We start from the raw sequence: 18,107 nt of genomic DNA, 5'->3' as shown, positions 1-18,107 counted from the left end.
GCCCCTTCAGTCGGTCGAAGGCAGGGTCGGGATGACTTCGGCGGCGTTTTTCTTGGTGACGATGATGCCGGGCACGAAGGTCACCGGCGACACGGTTTCCCCGTTCAGATAGGCCGAGACATTGCGGGCCGAGACCTTTCCCATCTCGACCAGCTGCTGCACCACCACGGCGCCGCCGGCGCTTTCAGGGTCGGCGACCTGGTCAAGGAAATCCGGGCTGCCATCGACGCCGTAAGTATAGATGCCCGCGCGGCCCGCGGCGTCGATCGCCTGGGTGGCACCGATCAGCGGCACATCCCAGCACGACCAGATCGCGCTGATATCACCGTCATTGGGGTATTTGGTCAGCATATCGGACACATCCGAAAACGCACGCTGCGCGGTATTCGGGATCACGTCGCGCAGCTCAGGCTAGATCACATTGATCTCGGGGAAGTCCTTGAGAACATAGCGGAACTGATCATAACGGATGCGGCAGGGCGGCACAGAGTTGAAGCCGTTGAACACCAACACATTCCCCTTGGCCCCGATGTCATTCACCAGTTGCAGCGCCAGCGCCGAGCCCAGCCCGTAATTGTCCGAGGCCACCACATTCACCGCCGCTTTCGATGTGGTGTCGATGGTGAAAAGCGGGATGCCGGCCTCGGTCACTTTCGCAAGCCAGGGCTCCAGCACCTCGAGATTTCCGAGGATCTCTATCACCGCATCTGGCTTTTGCGCGATCAGCGTCTGGATATGGGCGATCTGGGTCTGGTCATTGGACTGCGCATCCAGCCCGATCACGGTGCCGCCCAGCGCTTCGACCTCGGCCACAGCGCTTTGGTAGAACAGCCGGTCGGCCTGATTGTCGGCCCGGATCGTGGTGATGCCGATTGTCTTGCCGGCCAGCGGCTTTGCGTCCTCGGCGAGAGCTACACCGGTCAGCGCCGTACTGGCGGCCAGCGCCAGAAATGCGCCGCGAAGAGAGGTCAGGGTCATCAGTTGCTCCGGTATGTGGGGTCAGAGGAAGGGGGGAACCAGCGGCGGGTCGGGAAAGGTGGAGGCAAGGGTGCGAAACCCGGCACCCGGATGCGGGGCGCGAAGCCGGTCACCGCGCCCGAAGAGCTTTTGGCGCAGCGTTCCCGGCGCATAGTCACGCGGATAGATGCCGCGCTTTTGCAGCTCGGGAACAAGGTAGCCGGTGACATTTTCAAAGGTCTGATGCGCCGTGACATAGGCGAGGTTGAAACCATCCACCCCTGTCGCCTCCTGCCAGGCCTCCAGCTGATCGGCCACGGTTTCAGGGCCCCCGACGATCACCGGCCCCGCGCCGCCGATCCCCGCCCATTTCGCCAGATCGGCAAGGCTCCAGTCGCGCTGATCCGAGAACCGATCCAGCATCGACAGGCCGGAAGAGGTCGTGACCTTACTCAGCAGATCGTCGGGCGCGTAGCGCGACAGGTCGGTTCCGGTCCAGCCAGAGAGCAACACCAGCGCGCCTTCGGCCGAGACATGGTCAAGATAGCGGCGATAGAGCGCCTGCGCTTTGGCATCACTCTCTTCGACGATGACGGTGGCAAGGGTATAGACGATGAAATCCTCACGGCGGCGCCCGGCGGCGGTGGCAGCCTCGGTCAGGGCAGCGATATAGCGCGCGAGTGCGGCTTGGGTCGGGGTCGAGACGAAGACGCATTCGGCATTTCGCGCGGCAAACCCGATCCCGGCGCGGCTGGCGCCCGCCTGGTAAAGCACCGGGCTGCGCTGCGGTGAAGGCTCGCACAGATGCGGCCCGGGCACGTCGAAATACCGGCCCCGGTGGCGGATCGGATGCACTTTCGCAGGGTCTGCATAAAGGCGACGCGCGGGGTCGGCCTGGACTGCATCCTCCTCCCAGCTGCCTTCCAGAAGTTTGTAGATCACCTCGAGATATTCCGCCGCAACTTCATAGCGGTCATCATGCGCCTTGAGCGCCGCACCGGTGTTGCGCGTCCCGCTTTCAAGGTAAGAGGTCACGATGTTCCAGCCGATCCGACCCTTTGTCAGATGGTCGGCGGTCGAGAGGCGGCGGGCAAAAAGGTAAGGATGTTCGTAACTGGTCGAGGCGGTGATCCCGATCCCCAGATGCTCCGATACCATCGAGATCGGCACTGCAAGCTGCAAGGGGTCATTGACCGGGATCTGCGCGGCCTCGCGCAACGCACCCGCATTCGAGCCGCCATAGACATCGTAACTCCCGATCACATCCGCGATGAAAATGCCGTCGAAACGCCCTTTTTCGAGGATCACCGCCAGATCGGTCCAGTAGCCGATATCCTTATACTGCCGCGCCCGGTCGCCCGGAAATGTCCAGAGACCGGGCGACTGATGCGCCACGCAATTCATCTCAAAGGCATTGAAGCGCAAGCGCCGGCTCATCGGACAGCCTCCCGGGATCGGGGAAGATCCTCTCTTTCGGCGGCGTTAATGTCTATAAAACAGGTCGTTTAAAAATCGACCCGATCCGGCATGGCCTTTTCGCCGCAGGCCCCTGGTTCAGCAATTCTCTCTCAGATGGTGCAAATGTACCTCGAGAGTGCCCCTGGCCGCGCTGCTGGCCCTGGCGGTATTTGCACCTCAGGACAGGGTCGGCGGCTGGCCGGAGATGGACAGGAGGGGGATGGTATTCAACGACCGATCTTCCATTGCCGCGTCCTCGGCGAGAGGTAACGAGGCAATGGGCGATCAGCAGCGATCGCGCGAGTACCCCGGCCCAGATGCCTGAAAGGGCAAGCGGCGCAGTGATCGGGGCGGACTGTCGGGTGTATGATAGCTGTGGAACGCACTGGCAAGGCGCAGATCGACGCTTTTGCCGCTTCGGTCGTGGCAGGGGCTTGCGCCTTTTCTGGCGCTGGCTGAGGCCGATTGAAAGCCAGCGCCTCGTCAGTTCCTGACGCTGTTTATCGGGATTCCGCTGATTTTGGACCTGGTTGCCAGCGTCAGATGCAGAGAAAGCTGTCAGCTGATCCTGGACCAGACGCTGCAAAACCATATCGGAGTTTTATCAGAGCCGGGCTGGCGCAGTCGTCGTGAGCTTCATCCTCGTGTTCAACATGCTCGATAGCCCGGTCGACATTCTGGATGCGGTGCCGAGGATTCCATTGGTTGCTTCGGCATCGCTTCGTCCTGGCACCAGGCCAGAGTTTTACGCTTTCCCGGACCAGGTCAATTCCGGCGTGCTTTCCTGGCTTATGGCGAGGTTCGTCCCGATCCGGCCCCGGGGACGGGGTATGACTTCAGCGCGGGCTGCAACAGCCGTGCCTCAGCCGCGAAAGCCGCCATTCTTCAGAAAACGCGCTTCATCGGGATGGGTTTCACGTTGCAGGATCCGGTTCCTGTGCGGAAAGCGTCCGAATCGGCGGATGATTTCGTGATGGCCCTCGGCATGGGACAGCCAGGGCTGGCCAAGCCGGCGGTTGAGCCGCAGCGCGACCTCCTGATCGGCCAGATCCTCGGAATGCGAAAAGGGCAGCGCGAAGAAAAGCCGCAATTCGGGATCGACATTGGCGGCATAGCCGCGCGCCTCAGCCTCGCGCGCGAATAGACGGGCCTGGGCATCGGTCGCATACATCCGTGCCGTGCCACGAAAGGCGTTGCGCGGAAACTGGTCAAGCAGGATCATCAGCGCCAGCGCCCCTTCGGGCGTCCGGATCCAGCCGTCAGGATCACCCGCTGCCACATGTTCATGCAGCGCCAGAAAGCGGTCGTAAAAAATGCGGTCAAACGCCGGGCGCTGTGCGAACCAGTCACCGCGCCGGCCGGCCTCCTGCCAGAAGGCGACCACCTCCTCTGCTTTGGCTGCGAAGGGCAACATACAGGGCTCCACCAGATAAAAGGCGGCCCGGCCGCTGGGGACGACCGGGCCAGGAGTGGTGGTTACTTCGTGGTGTAACCGCCATTCACGAGGATCGTCTGGCCGGTCATCCACCAGCCTTCGGTGACCAGAAACCGGATCCAGGGTGCGATATCTTCGATGTCCGTCAGGCCGGTTTTCGAGAAACCCGAAAGCGCTGCGGCCGATTTGTGATAGGCCTGCGCGTCAGGCGCCTCCTGGCCGTAGAAGAACGGCGTATCCATCGGCCCCGGGCCGATTGCGGTCACCGAGATCCCGCGCGCGCCGAACTCTTTCGAGGCGGCCCGGGTGAAATGCTCGACCGGCGCCTTGGTGCCGGCATAGCTCGCATAAAACGGCGTATAGGCGCCCAGGAGCGAGGTCACCAAGGTGCAGATCGCACCATTGTCCTGCACCGCGCGCCCGGCTTCTTTCAGGAAGAAGAAGGCGGCTTTGGCATTGACGTCACTCATCTCGTCATATTCGGCCTCGCTGATCTCTGAGATCGGCTTTTTCAGCACTTTGCCAACCGTATTGATCGCAATATCCGGGCGGCCAAGCGCGGCTTCGGCCTCGGAGAAAAACCGGGTCACCGCCGCCGCCGTGGTCAGATCGGCCTGGATCGCAATCGCCTTCGCGCCTGCGGCACGCACCGCCGCGACGGTCGCTTCGGCCTCTGCCGCACTGGCCGCACTGTTGTAATGGACCGCAATCGCCTTTGCTCCGGCAGCGGCGAAGTCGCGCGCCAGCAGCCCGCCGAGGTTCTTGGCCCCGCCCGCGATGAAGATGGTCTTGTCCTTGATGGTCCGTGACATCGTCGCCCTCCTACTGGTTACCGGGCGCAATTTATGTTTTGACGGAATTAAATAAACTCACCAATTCTGGCTTCATATGTCGCAGGATCCGAACAATGGACCAGTTGAGTCTCTTTCAGATCTTCACCCGTGTGGTGGCCACCCGCAGCTTTACCAGGGCTGCGGATACTTTGCAGATGCCGCGTTCCAGCGTCTCGACCGCGATCGCGGAACTGGAGGCACGGGTCGGGATACGGCTCTTGAACCGCACCACCCGCGTCGTCGCCCCCACCGCAGAGGGCGAGGAATTCCATGAGAGATGCCTCGCCTTTCTGGCCGAAAGCGAAGAGCTCGACAGCCTGTTTCGCAGTGGCGCGCGGCAGGTTGAGGGGCGGGTGCGGATTGATCTTCCGGCGCGGATCGGGCGGCTGATCGTGGCGCCCCGGCTGCCCGGGCTCATGGCGCGCTGGCCGGGTCTGCAGGTTGAACTGGGCATGACCGACCGGACGGTGGATCTGGTCGGGGAAAGCGTAGATCTGGCGCTGCGGGTCGGGCCTCTGGCGGATTCCGGGCTCAGGGCGCGGCGCTTGGGCGAAATCGCCCAGATCAATGTCGCAAGCCCCGCCTATCTTGCGCAACATGGCACGCCGCAGGACCCGGGCGAGCTGAGCCGGCACTGGCAGGTCGCCTATGCCTCGCCCTCGACCGGGCGGGTGGCGGAGTGGGACTGGCAGGCCGGCGCGCAGGACAAAAGCTGCGCTGTGCCCTGGCGGGTCTCGGCCAATAGTGCCGAGGGCTATATTGCAGCGGCCCTGGCGGGGCTCGGGCTGATCCAGATCCCCGCCTATGATGTCGCCGCCCATATTGCGTCGGGCGAGCTGGTCGAGATCATGCCCGCCTTTCGCCCGCCCGCCATGCCGATGCATCTGCTGTTTCCCGGCCGCCCGCGCGGGCTGCGCCGGATCACCGCCGTTTCCGACTGGCTGGAAACCGTGATCCGCGCAGAGATCACCGGCTGAAGCCTGCGCCGCGTCTCAGGACACGGCACCGAGGGCTTTCAGCGCAAGATACATCAGCCCCGAAGCCAGCGCCGTTGCCGGCACCGTGATCACCCAGGCCAGAATGATGGTCATGAAATGCGACCGGCGCACCAGCTTGCGACGGCGACGCTCTTCGCTGGCCATTTTGGGCAGCTCCACCGCCCCGGTCATCTGCCGCATCCGCCGTGCCTCCACCGCCTCACGGAAGAAGCCGACGCCGAAAATCCCGCCGATCGCGATATGGGTCGAACTGACCGGCAGGCCGAACCAGCTGGCCGCGATCACCGTCACCGCCGCCGAAAGCGCCACGCAATAGGCGCGCATCGCGTTCAGCCGGGTGATCTGCCCCCCCACCATGCGGATCAGCCGGGGCCCGAACAGCAAAAGCCCGACCGAGATCCCAAGCGCCCCGATCAGCATGACCCAAAGCGGCACCGCCGCCGTGGCCTCGCCGCCATGCAGCAGCGAGACGATGGCCGCCAGCGGCCCGATGGCGTTCGAGACATCATTCGCGCCATGGGCAAAGCTCATCAGCGCGGCCGAAAGCACCAGCGGCACCTGGAACAGCACTTTCAGCGATTTGTTGCGGTTTTCCAGCCCCCGGGAACGGCGCAGGATATAGGGCTTTGCCGCCGCCCAGCTGAGCCCGCAGGCGAGCAGCCCGACCAGCAGCGCATGGCCAAAGCTGAGACCGATCAGATGTTTCAGCCCTTTGAGCGAAAGATAGGTGGCAAAGGCCCCGGCCATCACCGCGATCAGCACCGGCACCCAGACCCGCGCCGCCGCGATCTTGTCCTCGCGGTCGATCACCAGCTTATGCACGACCCACAGCGCCGCTGCCGCCAGCGCCCCACCCAATGCCGGCGAGATGATCCAGCTGGCAGCGATGCGGGACATCCCGCCCCAGTCCACTGCACCGAAGCCGGCGGCGGCCACGCCTGCTCCGACCACGCCGCCGACAATGGCATGGGTGGTCGAAACCGGGGCCCCCACCCAGGTCGCGAGGTTCAGCCAGAGCGCCGATGACAGCAGCGCTGCCATCATCGCAACCACGAAAGACGCCTCATCCCCGAGGCTCGACGGCGCAATGATCCCCTTGGCGATGGTATCGACCACTTCGCCGCCGGCAATCAGCGCGCCGGCGGTCTCGCAGATCGCGGCAATGGCCAGCGCGCCGGCCATGGTCAGCGCATTGGCCCCCACCGCCGGGCCCATATTATTCGCCACATCATTGGCACCGATATTCAGGGCCAGATAGGCCGCAAAAGCTGCGGCCACCACGATCACCAGCCCGCCCGAGCCGCCCCCCGACACCAGTGCCGCCCAAAGCGCGGCCAGCGCCACAAAGACCAGCCCCAGACCCACCGCGACCAGCGGCTGCGCCACATAAGAGGTCGCGAGTTCCAGCCGGGAGATCCGGCTCAGGTCGCGGTCCAGCACTTGCCAGCCGGGCTCGGGCTGATCGCGCAGCTGCGGGTCGGTTCTGTCGCTCATAGGGTCTCACGGCGTGGAAAGTGATGGGAAATCGGGAACCGGCAGCGGAGGGTCCGCCCGGGTGTGATCAGGCGGGTGTGATCAGCTGCGGCGCGGCGCGCAGCAGGCGGGCCAGTTCCGGCTCATCCACGAGGCTCGCGGCCTTTTCCGGTGCGAACCATTCGCGTTTGCGCCGCCCCGCCTCGGGGTAATTGTCAAGCAGCCGGTCAACGCGGATCGCCCAGACATCGACCATCGTGCGCGCCGGCACGTCACCCGAGAGCCGCTTCTGGTACCTGTAGCGGCCAACAAGCTGCGGCTGCGGGTCTTCGATACGGATCCCGGCCTCTTCCCAGGCTTCCTCAAGCGCGGTCCCGGCGCCGTCGCGGCCCATTTGCGGCCAGCCCTTTGGCAGGATCCAGCGGCCGGTGGTCAGCGATGAGATCAGCAATATCTCGATCCCGCCGGCATCCGTCTCGTGCCAGCACAGCGCCGCCACCTGGTAATGCGACGGCCGGCGCAGGATCAGCGCCCCGAAATCGGTCCAGATTTTCCTAAACATACGCACCCCCCGGTTCGGGCCTGTCCCAGGCAGTTCCCCCTAACAGGACCGCGTCCGATGATCGACAGCAAACGTCATAATTTCGTTACAAATTTCATACATTCGCGGCAGAACCGTCTATCTGACGCCAGTACGCCAGGCCGAAATGAAGACCGGGCCGTTCGGGATATGTAAATTCATCTTTACAAACCGGACCCGGATACAGATCAAAGTAAAGAATACTTGCCATAAATCGCCCCCTCCCCCTGCAGATAAGGGCAGCGCCGTGTCGATCCGTATGCTGAAAACGCTGATTGCGGTGGCCGATCACGGCACCTTCAGTGCCGCCGCCGAGGCGGTTTTCGTCACCCATGCCGCAGTCAGCCAGCAGATGCGGGCGCTGGAGGAGGAATGGCGGGTGCAGATCTTCAACCGCGCCACAAGGACGCCGGAATTCACCCCGCTGGGCCGGGCACTGCTGGCGAAGGCGCGCGCCGTGGTCCGGGCCTATGATGATATCGTGCCCTCGGTGATCGGCGATGACGGGCTGAAAGGTGACTTTCTGCTCGGGGCCGCGCCGACCACGCTGACCGGGCTCACGCCTTTCGCCACCGCGATCCTGAAGGCGCGGTTTCCCGATCTGCATGTCGGGCTGTTTCCCGGGCTCACCACCCATCTGATCCATGAGGTCGAACGCAATACGCTGGACGGCGCCCTGGTCTCGCGCCCTGCTTTGCTGCCAAAAAACCTGATCTGGCACCCGGTTGCGGCGGAAGAGCTGGTGCTGATCGCATCTGAGAGGATCCTGTCCTCTGACCCGGTACAGATCCTGCGCGCCCATCCCTTCATCCGCTTTTCGCGCGATGCGGTGGTTGGCACCATCATCGAAGGCTGGCTGCAGAACAACAATATTCAGGTCTCGGAAAGCATGGAACTGGGCGGGCTTGAGGCGATCTACGCCATGGTCCTTGCCGAGCTGGGCGTCTCGATCGTGCCCGAGCCTTGCGTGCATGTGCCCCATTACCTGCCGCTGAAACGGCTCCGGCTGGCCGAGACCGGCGGGCCGGTGCGCCATCTTGGCCTTGTGCATCGCAGAGACAGCACCAAGTCGCGCGTGCTGGAGGAAGTCCTTCGCGCCATCGAGCTGGCCCGCGAGGGCGGGAGTTTCTCTCCCGAAGCCATCGCCGCCGCCCTGGCCTCAGACGTATCGGCCTGAACTCCCCGGCCTGAACTCCCCGCCCGGCCCGAACGGAAAACCCGCATTCGCGGTGGATGCCGCTTGCTTTCACTCGCAAGTCTTATATATGAGTAGATATACAAGATATATGCCACCTATATTGGCCCCGAGGGAGAAAGCCCATGCAGATCGTCGTTCCGGAATTCATGGAAGAGGACATCCTGCGTGCAGGGCTGAGCGGGAGCGGGATCCTCTATGACCCGGGGCTGGTCGACCGGCGGGCCGAGCTTCTGGCCGCCCTGGCCGGGGCCGAGGCGATCATTGTCAGAAACCGGACCCAGGTGAATGCCGAACTGTTGGCGGCGGCGCCGCGCCTGCGGGTCGTGGGGCGGCTGGGGGTCGGGCTCGACAATATCGATCTTGAGGCCTGCAAGGCGCGCGGGGTGGCGGTGTTCCCGGCCTCTGGCGCCAATGACATCTCGGTCGCGGAATATGTGATTTCTTCTGCCATGGTGCTGCTGCGGGGGATACACGCCATGCCCTCGCGTCTGGCAGACGGCGACTGGGCACGCAACGCGCTGATGAACGGGCGCGAGATCAACGGTAAGACGCTGGGCCTGGTCGGCTTCGGCTCCATCGCGCGAGAGACCGCGAAACGGGCGCTGGCGCTCGGGATGGACGTCATGGCCTATGATCCGCATCTGGCGCCGGAGGGGCCGCATTGGGATCTGAAAACCGGGCGCGTGCGGCCGGCCGATCTGGGCACGGTGCTGGCGGGCGCGGATGTGCTGTCGCTGCATGTGCCGCTGACCTCCGGCACCCGCCATATGATCAATGAGGCCGCACTGGCGCAGATGAAACCCGGCGCCATCGTGATCAATGCGGCGCGGGGCGGCGTGGTCGATGAGGTGGCGCTGTCTCAGGCCTTGCGGACGGGCCATCTCTCCGGCGCCGCGCTGGATGTGTTCGAGACCGAGCCACCGCCGCCTGAGGATTGCGCCCGGTTCCAGGGCCTCGCCAATGTCATCCTGACGCCGCATATCGCGGGCCTCAGCCAGGAATCGAACCGCCGCGTCTCGGAGGTCACCGTGGCCTCGGTGCGCAAACATCTGCTGGCAGAGGTGTCGTGATGGAGCGGCTTTCCCTTGCTGCGGCGATCAGTCTTGCCGAGACGGCGCTGACCCGCAACGGTGCCGGTGCGGCGGCGGCGGCCAGCGTGGCGCGCGCGCTTGTCCAGGCCGAGGCGGATGGGTTCAAAGGCCATGGCCTCTCGCGCCTGCCCGCCTATGTGGCGCAGCTGCGGGTGGGTAAGGTCAGGGGCGAGGCCGTGCCGGTGGTGACCCGCCCCCGCCCCGGCGCGCTGATGGTCGATGCCGGTCACGGCTTTGCCTTCCCGGCGCTGGATATGGCGGTCGAGGCATTGCCCGGCGTCACCCATGCCCAGGGCATCGCCTGTGCCGCCGTGACCCGCTCGCATCATTGCGGATCTGCCGGGGCCTTTGTCGAGCGGCTGGCCGATGCCGGGCTGGTCGCCCTGCTTTTTGCCAATACGCCGGCGGCGATGGCGCCGTGGGGCGGCAATCGCGCGGTCCTCGGCACCAATCCGATCGCCTTTGCCTGCCCCCTGCAAGGCGATGCCCCGATCGTGGTCGATATGGCGCTGTCCACCGTGGCGCGCGGCAATATCGTTGCGGCGGCGAAAAAGGGCGAGACGATCCCGCCAGGCTGGGCTTTTGACGCGGACGGCCAGCCCACCACCGATGCCAGACGCGCACTCTCGGGCACGATGGCGCCGCTCGGAGATGCCAAAGGCGTCGCCCTGGCGCTGATGGTCGAACTGCTGGCAGCGGGCATGATCGGCGCCAGCTATGCCGCCGATGCGAGTTCCTTCCTGGATGACAAGGGGCCGCCTCCGGGCACCGGGCAGCTGTTGATCGCGCTGGATCCGGGGGCTTTTGGCGCGGGTGCCCTGGCGCGTTTTGCGACGCTTGCCGGGATGATCACCGACCAGCCGGGAGCACGGCTGCCAGGTGCGCGCCGGCTTGGGGCACGGCGTGCGGCTGAGCGTGACGGGCTGGCGCTTTCCCCGGCGCTGATCGGCGAAATCACCGCGCTCTGATCACAGGAGCGCGGGTAACTCCTTCAGCACGATCAGCAGCCCCGACGCAAAGAGCAACACGATCAGGAGCCGGCGAAAGCGCGCATCGCTGAGCCGGCGATAGACGGTGATCCCGCTCTGCGCCCCGATCAGCGTCGCGGGTAATGCCAGGGCCGTAAGCCAGAGCGTCTCGCGCGTATACTGGCCCTGTAGCGCGAAGGTCAGCATCGCGAGCGCCAGCACCACCACGTTATAGGGCTGCAACACCGCCCGCGTCTCGGCCTTGCTCCAGGGCCGCATCGCGCACCACATGGTCGGAAGCGCGCCCGACAGCCCCGCCGCACCTCCCAGCAGCCCGCCAAGAAAACCCACGCTGCTGTCGACCAGCGGCGTCGGGCGCCGGATCGCCGGAAGTGCGCGGCGAAAGCTGAAAAACGCGCCGTAAAGGATCATCATCGCGGCGATGGTCAGCTTCAGCACCGGTGCGCTGATCATCGCAAGCACCATGGCGCCCAGTGGGATCCCCGGCAGCGCCGGCAAGAGGAACCGCAACAGACGCAGCCGGTTGGCGCCGATCTCGCGCCGGACGATCCAGACGCCTTGCAGGCCGCTGATCACCGACATCACCACCGACATCGACACCGCCTGCCCCGGCGGCAGCACCTGAAGCCAGAAGCCAAGCGCCAGCAAGGCCGTGCCAAACCCCGCGAGCCCATTGATGAAACCGCCAGCAAGCGCCCCGGCAAAGAGATAAATCAGCACCTCCGCAGTCACGTCAGATCACCCCGTCTTTCGCTGGCCGCAGCGGCGCGTGCCCGGTACTCTGCCCGATCTGTCGCATCGTTTCGATCCTTTGATATCGCGCATAAATATGCCCCCGCCGCCGGACGGGGGCAAAACTCAGATGAAACCCCGCTTAACCCGGGAAAGCGGTCGGAAAGAAAATCTCTTTCCAGTCGGTGACATCGGTGGTGATCAGCCCGGCACGGGTCATATATTCGAGATAGGGTCCGATCCCTTCGGGGGTCACCGACCAGTTCACCCGCGGATCGGTGATCAGCGCGATTACCTCTTCCTCGCTGAGATTGGTGGCCTCGGCCGCCATCCAGATCTTCGCCGCCTCTTCCGGGTTTTCGTTGATGAAGGTCATCGCCTCCTGCATCGCCGCCATCAGCACGGCGACGGTCCTGGGATTGCCTTCGACGAAGTCACTTTTTCCCCAGATCAGGTTGAACGTATGCGGGCCTCCGACCACGTCATAGCTGTCGAGCACCTTATGAGCGCGGGGGTCTTTCAGCTCCTGGTCCTGGAAGGGGGGGGCGCCGAAATGGGCGACGATCTCGGATTGCCCGCCCATCAGCGCGAGCAGCGCGTCCGGATGCCCCATCGAGACGGTGAAAGCATCAAGCGCCGCATGCTGGCCTTCCCCGAGATATTTCTCGGCCCCCATCTGCAGCGTGATTGCCTGGATCGAGGTCTTCACCGCCGGCAGCGCGATCTTATGTGCGCTGGTGAAATCCTTGAGCTCCTTCACCTCCGGCGCGGTGGTCACGAGGTAAAGCGGCATCGAATCCAGCGCCGCGATTCCTTTCACCTTCATATTGGCCTGGGTGCGTGCCCAGATCGTCAGCGCCGGGCCAACGCCACCAGCCGCAATGTCGAGATTGCCCGACAAAAGCGCCTCATTCATCCCCGATCCGCCGGTAAAGCGCAGCCATTCGGTCTTAAAATCCAGCCCGGCCTCTTTCGCGTGTTTCTCCAGCAGGCCCTGTTCCTCGATCAGGGTCAGCGGCAGATAGCCAATGCCGAATTGCCGCGCCATGCGCAGCGTATCGACCTCGGCCAAAGCGGGTGCAACGGTGGCCAGCCCGAATGCCAACGCGAGTGACAGTCTCAGTTTCATGTTTCTTCCTCCCTCATGCGGGTGCGGGCGCGCCCCTCCTCCGGGCGGCCCTTTCCCGTTCTGACAGTTTTCGTTTCAGTGCTGCACGCCCCACCGCTGGATGGTCAGGCGTTCAATGGTGCGGAAGATCAGGTTCTCAACGATCAGACCGATGATGATCACGGTCAAAAGCCCGGCGAAGACCTTGGGGATATCGAGCATGTTCTTGTTTTCAAATATGAACCAGCCAAGCCCGCCCGAACCCGAGCTGACCCCGAACACCAGTTCCGCCGCGATCAGGGTCCGCCAGGCAAAGGCCCAGCCGATCTTGAGCCCGGTCAGGATCGATGGAAAAGCCGCCGGGATGAGGATTTTCAGGATAAAGGACGGCCCCCTGAGCCCGTAATTCCGCCCGACCATTTTCAGCGTTCTCGACACGCCCAGAAAGCCCGAATGGGTGTTCAGCGCAATCGCCCAGGTGACAGAATGGACCAGCACGAAGATCAGGCTGCCATTGCCGAGCCCGAACCAGATCAGCGCCAGCGGCAAGAGCGCAATCGCCGGCAGCGGGTTGAACATCGAGGTCATGGTCTCGAGAAAATCGGTGCCGATCCGCGACGCGATTGCCAGCGCCGTCAGCACCGAAGCCAATACGATGCCGAGGCCGTAGCCCATCAGCAGCACCTTACCCGACCCCCAGGCCGCCGCCGGCAGCGTGCCATCCGTCAGCCCGCTGAAAAACGCCCCGATGGTGGCGGTAAAGGTCGGGAACAAGAGGTCGTTGTTCAGTACCCGGCCATAGATCTCCCAGATCCCCGCCAGCACCGCGAGGATCACCAGCTTTCTCAGCCAGGCCTCACGGTAGAGCATCTCGAACCATGAAAGTTTCTGTTCGGTGACGGTCAGCTCGCCCCCGGTGACATCGTCATGAAAGATCTCCGGACGGTCGCCGGAAGAGCCTGGAAGGCCTGGTTCTGCCATATTCCTGAGCCTCGTGACTGGTTCAGACATGCTCCACCTCATCGGGTTCATGCGCGAAGAGCATCTCGTGGATCTGCCGCTCCAGCTCTGCCGCCTTGCGCGGATCGGTGGTGCTGTTCATCTCGGCCTTAACCCGGCCAGGATGCGGCGACATCAGCAGGATGCGGTTGCCGATCTTGATCGCCTCGGCAATCGAATGGGTGACGAACAGAACGGTGAATTTCGTCTCTTCCCATAGCCGCAACAGCTCGTCCTGCATCCGCCGCCGGGTCAGCGCATCCAGCGCCGCGAAGGGTTCGTCCATCAGAAGGATGTCTGGCTCCATCGCCATGCCGCGCGCAATGGCGACCCGCTGCTTCATCCCGCCCGAAAGCATATGCGGATGGCTGTCGGCGAATTTCTCAAGGCCCACCTTGACCACATATTCCATCGCCTTCTCATCCGCCTCGCGGGGGCTGAGTTTCTTCGACGCGGTCAGGGCAAAGGCCACATTCTGGCGGACGGTCTTCCAGGGCAAGAGCTGATCGAATTCCTGGAACACCATCATCCGGTCCGGCCCCGGCTGGGTGATCTTGCGCCCCTTGAGCCGCATCTCGCCCTCGGTCGGCGTGATATAGCCGCCCACCGCCTTTTGCAGGGTCGATTTTCCGCAACCCGACGGCCCAAGAAGGATAAAGCGATCCCCCTGAAACACGTCGAAGCTGACCCTGTAGGTCGCGGTGATCAGACGGTTTGGTGTTTTATACTGCAGGGTTACCCCCCGTACGGTCAGCAGCGGATCATTTGGCTGCATCTCTCCTCCCTCTAAATCTGCCGGAACCGCGCCTCCCAACGCTGTTCCCAGTGGATAGGGGCCCGCCGGTCAGGTGTGGGATACCATCCCACGCCTTTTCCGGCAGGCTTGCGAAAACGGGTCTTTTTGCAGCCCGTTCAGGACGATGTCATTCGGAAATGGCACGAAGCCGCATCGCCGCCCCGGGAAACAAGACGCAACCGAGCCAGCTTCCTGTCTTAAGGTTAGGGGAGAAGGTTTCGCAAGAAAATCTAAAAATCTTAATATCTTCCGTAAGTATTGCTTACACACACCTGGCGCAGAAAATGCCGTCGCCAGGGATCATGCGCCGCCCCTTGCAGACGAAGCTCTGCCCTGGCAAAGCGCATGGCGGCGCAGGGCCTCCTGCCACCACAAGACTGTCAGCCGCCCCGGGGTGAGATCGTACATCGTGACCTCATGCGCGGCACAAACCAGCTGGCGTGACATGGCAGGGTCCAGGTGGCCTTCTGCCATCAAGGCTCATCAGTCCTGGCGGAAAAACGGCGCCGGGATCAGGATTTTTGTCTCGATATGATCGACCAGCGGCCGCATCTGCACGGCGTAATTCTGCCATTCGTCCGAAGCCTGGAGGGCCTTACGCCGCTCCCAGCGGTCATCCATGCTGGCATAGCCCCACATATGGACGATCTGGTTCAAAGGGCCGATATCGGTGAAATAATAGCCGACCAGATTGCCGAGGATGCGGGTCTGTACGGCAAGGCCTTCAGCCTCATAAAGCTTGAGGAATTTGGAAACATTGCCATTCTTCAGCGTATAGGTCCGCATATCAACGAACATGGTCTTGCCCCTCAGAGGTCAGATTTCAAAGATCCGGATCGCCGCCAGCGCGAAAACGGCAAGCAAAACGGTCAGGCCGCAGACGATGCCGATGGCCACACCGCCAACCTCTCCCAGCTTTTTCAGCGAGGTTTTCATGCCAAGCGCGGCAATGGCGGTGATCAGGCACCAGCGCGACAGATCAAGCAAAAGGGCGCTGATTTCGGGCGGGATGACATCGGTACTGCCGATCAGCACCAGCGCCGCGAAGCCAATCACAAAGAACGGGACAGGCAATCGGCCGCCCTGCCCCGCAGCGCCCCCCCGGCTGAACATCAGCGATAAAAGCACCACAACCGGAACCAGCAGCGCAACCCGCAGCAGCTTTACGAAGGTCGCTGTGGCGCCGGCCTCGTCCGAGACCGAATAGCCCGCGCCGACCACCTGGGCGACATCATGGATCGTGGCGCCAAGAAAAACGCCCATCGCATGATCTGACAGGCCAAGCGCCGCCCCGATCATCGGATAGACAATCATCGCGAGCGTGGAAAGTGCGGTCACGGCGATCACCGTGAAGATGGTATCGCGTTCCTGTCCGGGGCCGGATTTCGGCAGGACCGAGGAAATCGCCAGCGCGGCAGAGGCGCCGCAAATCGCCACCGCACCGCCGGTCAAAAGACCGAAGGGCAATGAACGCCCGGTGAACCTCGCCAGCGCCACGCCGGCAAGGATGGTCAGCCCCACTCCGGCAAAAACCAGCAGGACAACGCCGATCCCGGCCGCCGCAATCTGCTGCACGGTGATCCAAGACCCAGAAGCGCCACGCCAAAGCGCAATAGTTTTTTCGAGGCGAATTCAATCCCTTCGGCGGTTTTCATGTCGGGTTCGGCGAGGAAGGTGAAGGCCATCCCGATCAAAAGCGCCATCAGCATCACCGGCGCGCCGTAATGTTCCGAGATGAATTTCGCGGCCAGCGCCACTGTCACCGCCGAAACCAGCCCCGGGAAAAGCCGCCGGCAGCTGCCCGGCACCTCTGCCACGAGGCTGTTCATCCGATCAGCTCGTCGCCACGGTCATCGGTCTCGCCAAAGCGTTTCAGGACAGCCGGTCTGGTGCCCTCATAGATCCGCTCAAGATTCCCGGCGATTTTGGCATTCTCGCGCTCGAAGAGGCAATTGCCGTCAAGGTCGGAGGCCACAAGGAAGGGCCCCATCCGGTTGCAGCGGATCACCCACATCGCTTGGGCAAGGCCAAGTTCCTCATTCCAGTGGACGGCCTCGACATTCTCGACCCCGCGCCCGAGCAGGGCGCCGGTGCCGTAGCCGACCGTCGACAGATAGACCGCGCCATTCGGGACGAAGTAGTCCTTGTAGTCTTTCGAGGACATGCCGCCCTTACCGATGATCAGCTTCGCGCCGGTCTTCGCCATCCATTCCGGCAGCCATTTCGCGAAGCGGAAGCTCGCCGTGGCGGTCACAGCGCCCAGATCAAACGTACCATCCTCGCGGATCGTCGCGGCGGGCGAGCAGTGGAAATTCGCGGCACTTTGCGACGGCAGCTCCATCGGGATATTCGCGCTTTGCTCCAGCGCGCGCATATAGACGCCTTCGCGGGCGGTATACATCAGCCCATTGAGGTAAACGATATCACCAAGGCGCAAAGCCGCGATGTCTTCCGGCGTCGGCGTGGTGGAAAGGATGACCTCACGCGGTTTCATTCTGCGGCCTCCCGCGACATTTCCCAGCCGACGGTTTCGCGGCGCTGATAGGGGGTGAACCAGTCGGGATCGGTGCGATGCTCGACGCGCCCGTCGGGGAAGATGCGGGCGACCGCGCGACGTGACGAGAGACAGAAGGCATGGACCGACATCTGCATGCCGCCGGTATGGCAGTAGCCGACCTCGATATGGGTATCGATCACCATATTCTTGCCGACAAAGCCCATCGCGCCCATGCCGATAGAATTGCCAAGCTCTTTGAACTCTTCCTCCAGTGCCGCGATTTTCGGGTCGGAATTGCGGTCGCCCACTGTGCGCAGGCAGGCCGCGCGTTTGCCAAGCACCATGCAGGTATCCTTGCAGCCACCGAGGCCAATCCCGATGATCGCCGGCTGACAGGCGAGGCCGCGTTTGCCGAAAGCCACCAGACAATCAAGGTAGAAGCGCTTGATCCCCTGGATGCCGTCTGACGGGAAGAGCATCCGGTAATCCGTCCCGAACAGCCCGCCCTTGTGGACGGTGATCAGGTCGATCCAGTCGCCGCCCGGCTCATAGCCATATTCGATCTCGGGCGCGCCGATGCCGATATTGTTGTTGTAATCGGTGCGCCACAAAGGATGTACCCGATTGGGGCGCAGCGGCACCGAAGACGTCGCGTTCGAGGTCGCCCGACGCAAGGCCTCTTCCAGCGCGATCGGCCCGCCCTCGATCCGGGCGTCATTGCCCATCTTCACATACCAGCGCGGCGTGCCCGTATCGCCGCACATCGCGCGGCGGTCCTGTTTCGCGGCCTCGTAATTCTCCAGCATCGCCTGGAGAACGAAGGAGGAAAGATCCCCATCCTCGGTTTCCGCCGCCGCCTTCAGCCCGCCGAGGTAATCCTCGGGATTTCAATCGCGGCTTTGGCCATCAGCGCCTCGGCGGTGGACTGGATCACATTGATCGGTATCACGGGTTGGCTTCCTT

The 18,107-nt window shown here is 63.4% G+C and carries 15 protein-coding genes and 3 pseudogenes; 4 read left to right on the top strand and 14 right to left on the bottom strand.

All coding sequences use genetic code 11. The features are described 5' to 3' along the window. Positions 1 to 6: 6 nt before the first annotated feature. The 4 genes and pseudogenes from QNO18_RS04955 to QNO18_RS04940 all read right to left on the bottom strand — a co-directional run bounded on the left by QNO18_RS04955 (position 7) and on the right by QNO18_RS04940 (position 4,662). Positions 7 to 978 (bottom strand): annotated as a pseudogene (locus QNO18_RS04955) (sugar ABC transporter substrate-binding protein). Positions 979 to 999: 21 nt separating this feature from the next. Next, a complete protein-coding gene (locus QNO18_RS04950) occupies positions 1,000 to 2,394 on the bottom strand; it encodes an LLM class flavin-dependent oxidoreductase (RefSeq protein WP_283176783.1) in 1,395 nt (464 codons plus the stop codon). Positions 2,395 to 3,277: 883 nt separating this feature from the next. Next, a complete protein-coding gene (locus tag QNO18_RS04945) occupies positions 3,278 to 3,829 on the bottom strand; it encodes a DUF924 family protein (protein WP_283176782.1) in 552 nt (183 codons plus the stop codon). Positions 3,830 to 3,891: 62 nt separating this feature from the next. Then, on the bottom strand, positions 3,892 to 4,662 hold the full coding sequence (locus QNO18_RS04940) for an SDR family oxidoreductase (RefSeq protein ID WP_283176781.1): 771 nt from the start codon (positions 4,660 to 4,662) through the stop codon (positions 3,892 to 3,894). A gap of 95 nt (positions 4,663 to 4,757) precedes the next feature. On the opposite strand from QNO18_RS04940, the gene QNO18_RS04935 reads away from it, so the two are divergent. After that, positions 4,758 to 5,660, top strand: coding sequence for a LysR family transcriptional regulator (locus QNO18_RS04935; protein WP_283176780.1), 903 nt, complete (start codon positions 4,758 to 4,760; stop codon positions 5,658 to 5,660). A gap of 15 nt (positions 5,661 to 5,675) precedes the next feature. On the opposite strand, the gene QNO18_RS04930 is transcribed toward QNO18_RS04935, so the two are convergent. Both QNO18_RS04930 and QNO18_RS04925 read right to left on the bottom strand, forming a co-directional pair. Then, positions 5,676 to 7,175, bottom strand: a complete 1,500-nt coding sequence (locus QNO18_RS04930; RefSeq protein ID WP_283176779.1) for an inorganic phosphate transporter — start codon at positions 7,173 to 7,175, stop codon at positions 5,676 to 5,678. A gap of 67 nt (positions 7,176 to 7,242) precedes the next feature. Then, complete coding sequence (locus QNO18_RS04925) at positions 7,243 to 7,716, bottom strand: NUDIX hydrolase (RefSeq protein WP_283176778.1); 474 nt, start codon at positions 7,714 to 7,716, stop codon at positions 7,243 to 7,245. A 265-nt stretch (positions 7,717 to 7,981) separates the two neighbouring features. Here QNO18_RS04925 and QNO18_RS04920 point away from each other — a divergent pair, with 265 nt between their 5' ends. The 3 genes from QNO18_RS04920 (at position 7,982) to QNO18_RS04910 (ending at position 10,991) form a co-directional block, all read left to right on the top strand. After that, positions 7,982 to 8,911, top strand: coding sequence for a LysR family transcriptional regulator (locus QNO18_RS04920; RefSeq protein WP_283176777.1), 930 nt, complete (start codon positions 7,982 to 7,984; stop codon positions 8,909 to 8,911). A 143-nt stretch (positions 8,912 to 9,054) separates the two neighbouring features. After that, positions 9,055 to 10,002 (top strand): hydroxyacid dehydrogenase, encoded by a 948-nt coding sequence (locus tag QNO18_RS04915; RefSeq protein WP_283176776.1) that lies wholly within the window; start codon positions 9,055 to 9,057, stop codon positions 10,000 to 10,002. Then, complete coding sequence (locus QNO18_RS04910; protein WP_283176775.1) at positions 10,002 to 10,991, top strand: Ldh family oxidoreductase; 990 nt, start codon at positions 10,002 to 10,004, stop codon at positions 10,989 to 10,991. Before QNO18_RS04915 ends, QNO18_RS04910 begins: the two co-directional genes overlap by 1 nt. On the opposite strand, the gene QNO18_RS04905 is transcribed toward QNO18_RS04910, so the two are convergent. The 8 genes and pseudogenes from QNO18_RS04905 to QNO18_RS04870 form a co-directional block, all read right to left on the bottom strand. Further along, positions 10,992 to 11,744 (bottom strand): sulfite exporter TauE/SafE family protein, encoded by a 753-nt coding sequence (locus QNO18_RS04905; RefSeq protein ID WP_283176774.1) that lies wholly within the window; start codon positions 11,742 to 11,744, stop codon positions 10,992 to 10,994. 142 nt (positions 11,745 to 11,886) lie between these two features. After that, positions 11,887 to 12,873 carry an ABC transporter substrate-binding protein gene (locus tag QNO18_RS04900; RefSeq protein WP_283176773.1) on the bottom strand — a complete coding sequence of 329 codons (987 nt, stop codon included), beginning with the start codon at positions 12,871 to 12,873 and terminating at the stop codon, positions 11,887 to 11,889. 75 nt (positions 12,874 to 12,948) lie between these two features. Next, entirely contained in the window at positions 12,949 to 13,863 is a 915-nt protein-coding gene (locus QNO18_RS04895) for an ABC transporter permease (protein ID WP_283176772.1), read from the bottom strand. Further along, on the bottom strand, positions 13,856 to 14,626 hold the full coding sequence (locus QNO18_RS04890; protein ID WP_283176771.1) for an ABC transporter ATP-binding protein: 771 nt from the start codon (positions 14,624 to 14,626) through the stop codon (positions 13,856 to 13,858). The genes QNO18_RS04895 and QNO18_RS04890 overlap by 8 nt, the downstream gene beginning before the upstream one ends. A 504-nt stretch (positions 14,627 to 15,130) precedes the next feature. Further along, positions 15,131 to 15,445 carry an NIPSNAP family protein gene (locus tag QNO18_RS04885; protein WP_283176770.1) on the bottom strand — a complete coding sequence of 105 codons (315 nt, stop codon included), beginning with the start codon at positions 15,443 to 15,445 and terminating at the stop codon, positions 15,131 to 15,133. An 18-nt stretch (positions 15,446 to 15,463) separates the two neighbouring features. Continuing rightward, positions 15,464 to 16,476 (bottom strand): annotated as a pseudogene (locus QNO18_RS04880) (putative sulfate exporter family transporter). Continuing rightward, entirely contained in the window at positions 16,473 to 17,141 is a 669-nt protein-coding gene (locus QNO18_RS04875) for a fumarate hydratase C-terminal domain-containing protein (protein WP_283176769.1), read from the bottom strand. Before QNO18_RS04875 ends, QNO18_RS04880 begins: the two are co-directional and overlap by 4 nt. Then, positions 17,138 to 18,093 (bottom strand): annotated as a pseudogene (locus QNO18_RS04870) (fumarate hydratase). Before QNO18_RS04870 ends, QNO18_RS04875 begins: the two are co-directional and overlap by 4 nt. Positions 18,094 to 18,107 lie beyond the last annotated feature (14 nt).

This window comes from Gemmobacter sp. 24YEA27, from assembly GCF_030052995.1.
Taxonomy (GTDB): domain Bacteria; phylum Pseudomonadota; class Alphaproteobacteria; order Rhodobacterales; family Rhodobacteraceae; genus Pseudogemmobacter.
Note: the sequence above shows the minus strand (reverse complement) of the source record. Positions and strands in the feature narration are given on the sequence as shown.

What these genes read in the sequence shown, in the direction of transcription:
- QNO18_RS04885 (WP_283176770.1), bottom strand. Translation starts at nt 15,445, where the DNA reads ATGTTCGTTGATATGCGGACCTATACGCTGAAGAATGGCAATGTTTCC.
- QNO18_RS04915 (WP_283176776.1), top strand. Translation starts at nt 9,055, where the DNA reads ATGCAGATCGTCGTTCCGGAATTCATGGAAGAGGACATCCTGCGTGCA.
- QNO18_RS04900 (WP_283176773.1), bottom strand. Translation starts at nt 12,873, where the DNA reads ATGAAACTGAGACTGTCACTCGCGTTGGCATTCGGGCTGGCCACCGTT.
- QNO18_RS04930 (WP_283176779.1), bottom strand. Translation starts at nt 7,175, where the DNA reads ATGAGCGACAGAACCGACCCGCAGCTGCGCGATCAGCCCGAGCCCGGC.
- QNO18_RS04940 (WP_283176781.1), bottom strand. Translation starts at nt 4,662, where the DNA reads ATGTCACGGACCATCAAGGACAAGACCATCTTCATCGCGGGCGGGGCC.
- QNO18_RS04895 (WP_283176772.1), bottom strand. Translation starts at nt 13,863, where the DNA reads ATGTCTGAACCAGTCACGAGGCTCAGGAATATGGCAGAACCAGGCCTT.
- QNO18_RS04875 (WP_283176769.1), bottom strand. Translation starts at nt 17,141, where the DNA reads ATGAAACCGCGTGAGGTCATCCTTTCCACCACGCCGACGCCGGAAGAC.
- QNO18_RS04935 (WP_283176780.1), top strand. Translation starts at nt 4,758, where the DNA reads ATGGACCAGTTGAGTCTCTTTCAGATCTTCACCCGTGTGGTGGCCACC.
- QNO18_RS04890 (WP_283176771.1), bottom strand. Translation starts at nt 14,626, where the DNA reads ATGCAGCCAAATGATCCGCTGCTGACCGTACGGGGGGTAACCCTGCAG.
- QNO18_RS04950 (WP_283176783.1), bottom strand. Translation starts at nt 2,394, where the DNA reads ATGAGCCGGCGCTTGCGCTTCAATGCCTTTGAGATGAATTGCGTGGCG.
- QNO18_RS04910 (WP_283176775.1), top strand. Translation starts at nt 10,002, where the DNA reads ATGGAGCGGCTTTCCCTTGCTGCGGCGATCAGTCTTGCCGAGACGGCG.
- QNO18_RS04925 (WP_283176778.1), bottom strand. Translation starts at nt 7,716, where the DNA reads ATGTTTAGGAAAATCTGGACCGATTTCGGGGCGCTGATCCTGCGCCGG.
- QNO18_RS04945 (WP_283176782.1), bottom strand. Translation starts at nt 3,829, where the DNA reads ATGTTGCCCTTCGCAGCCAAAGCAGAGGAGGTGGTCGCCTTCTGGCAG.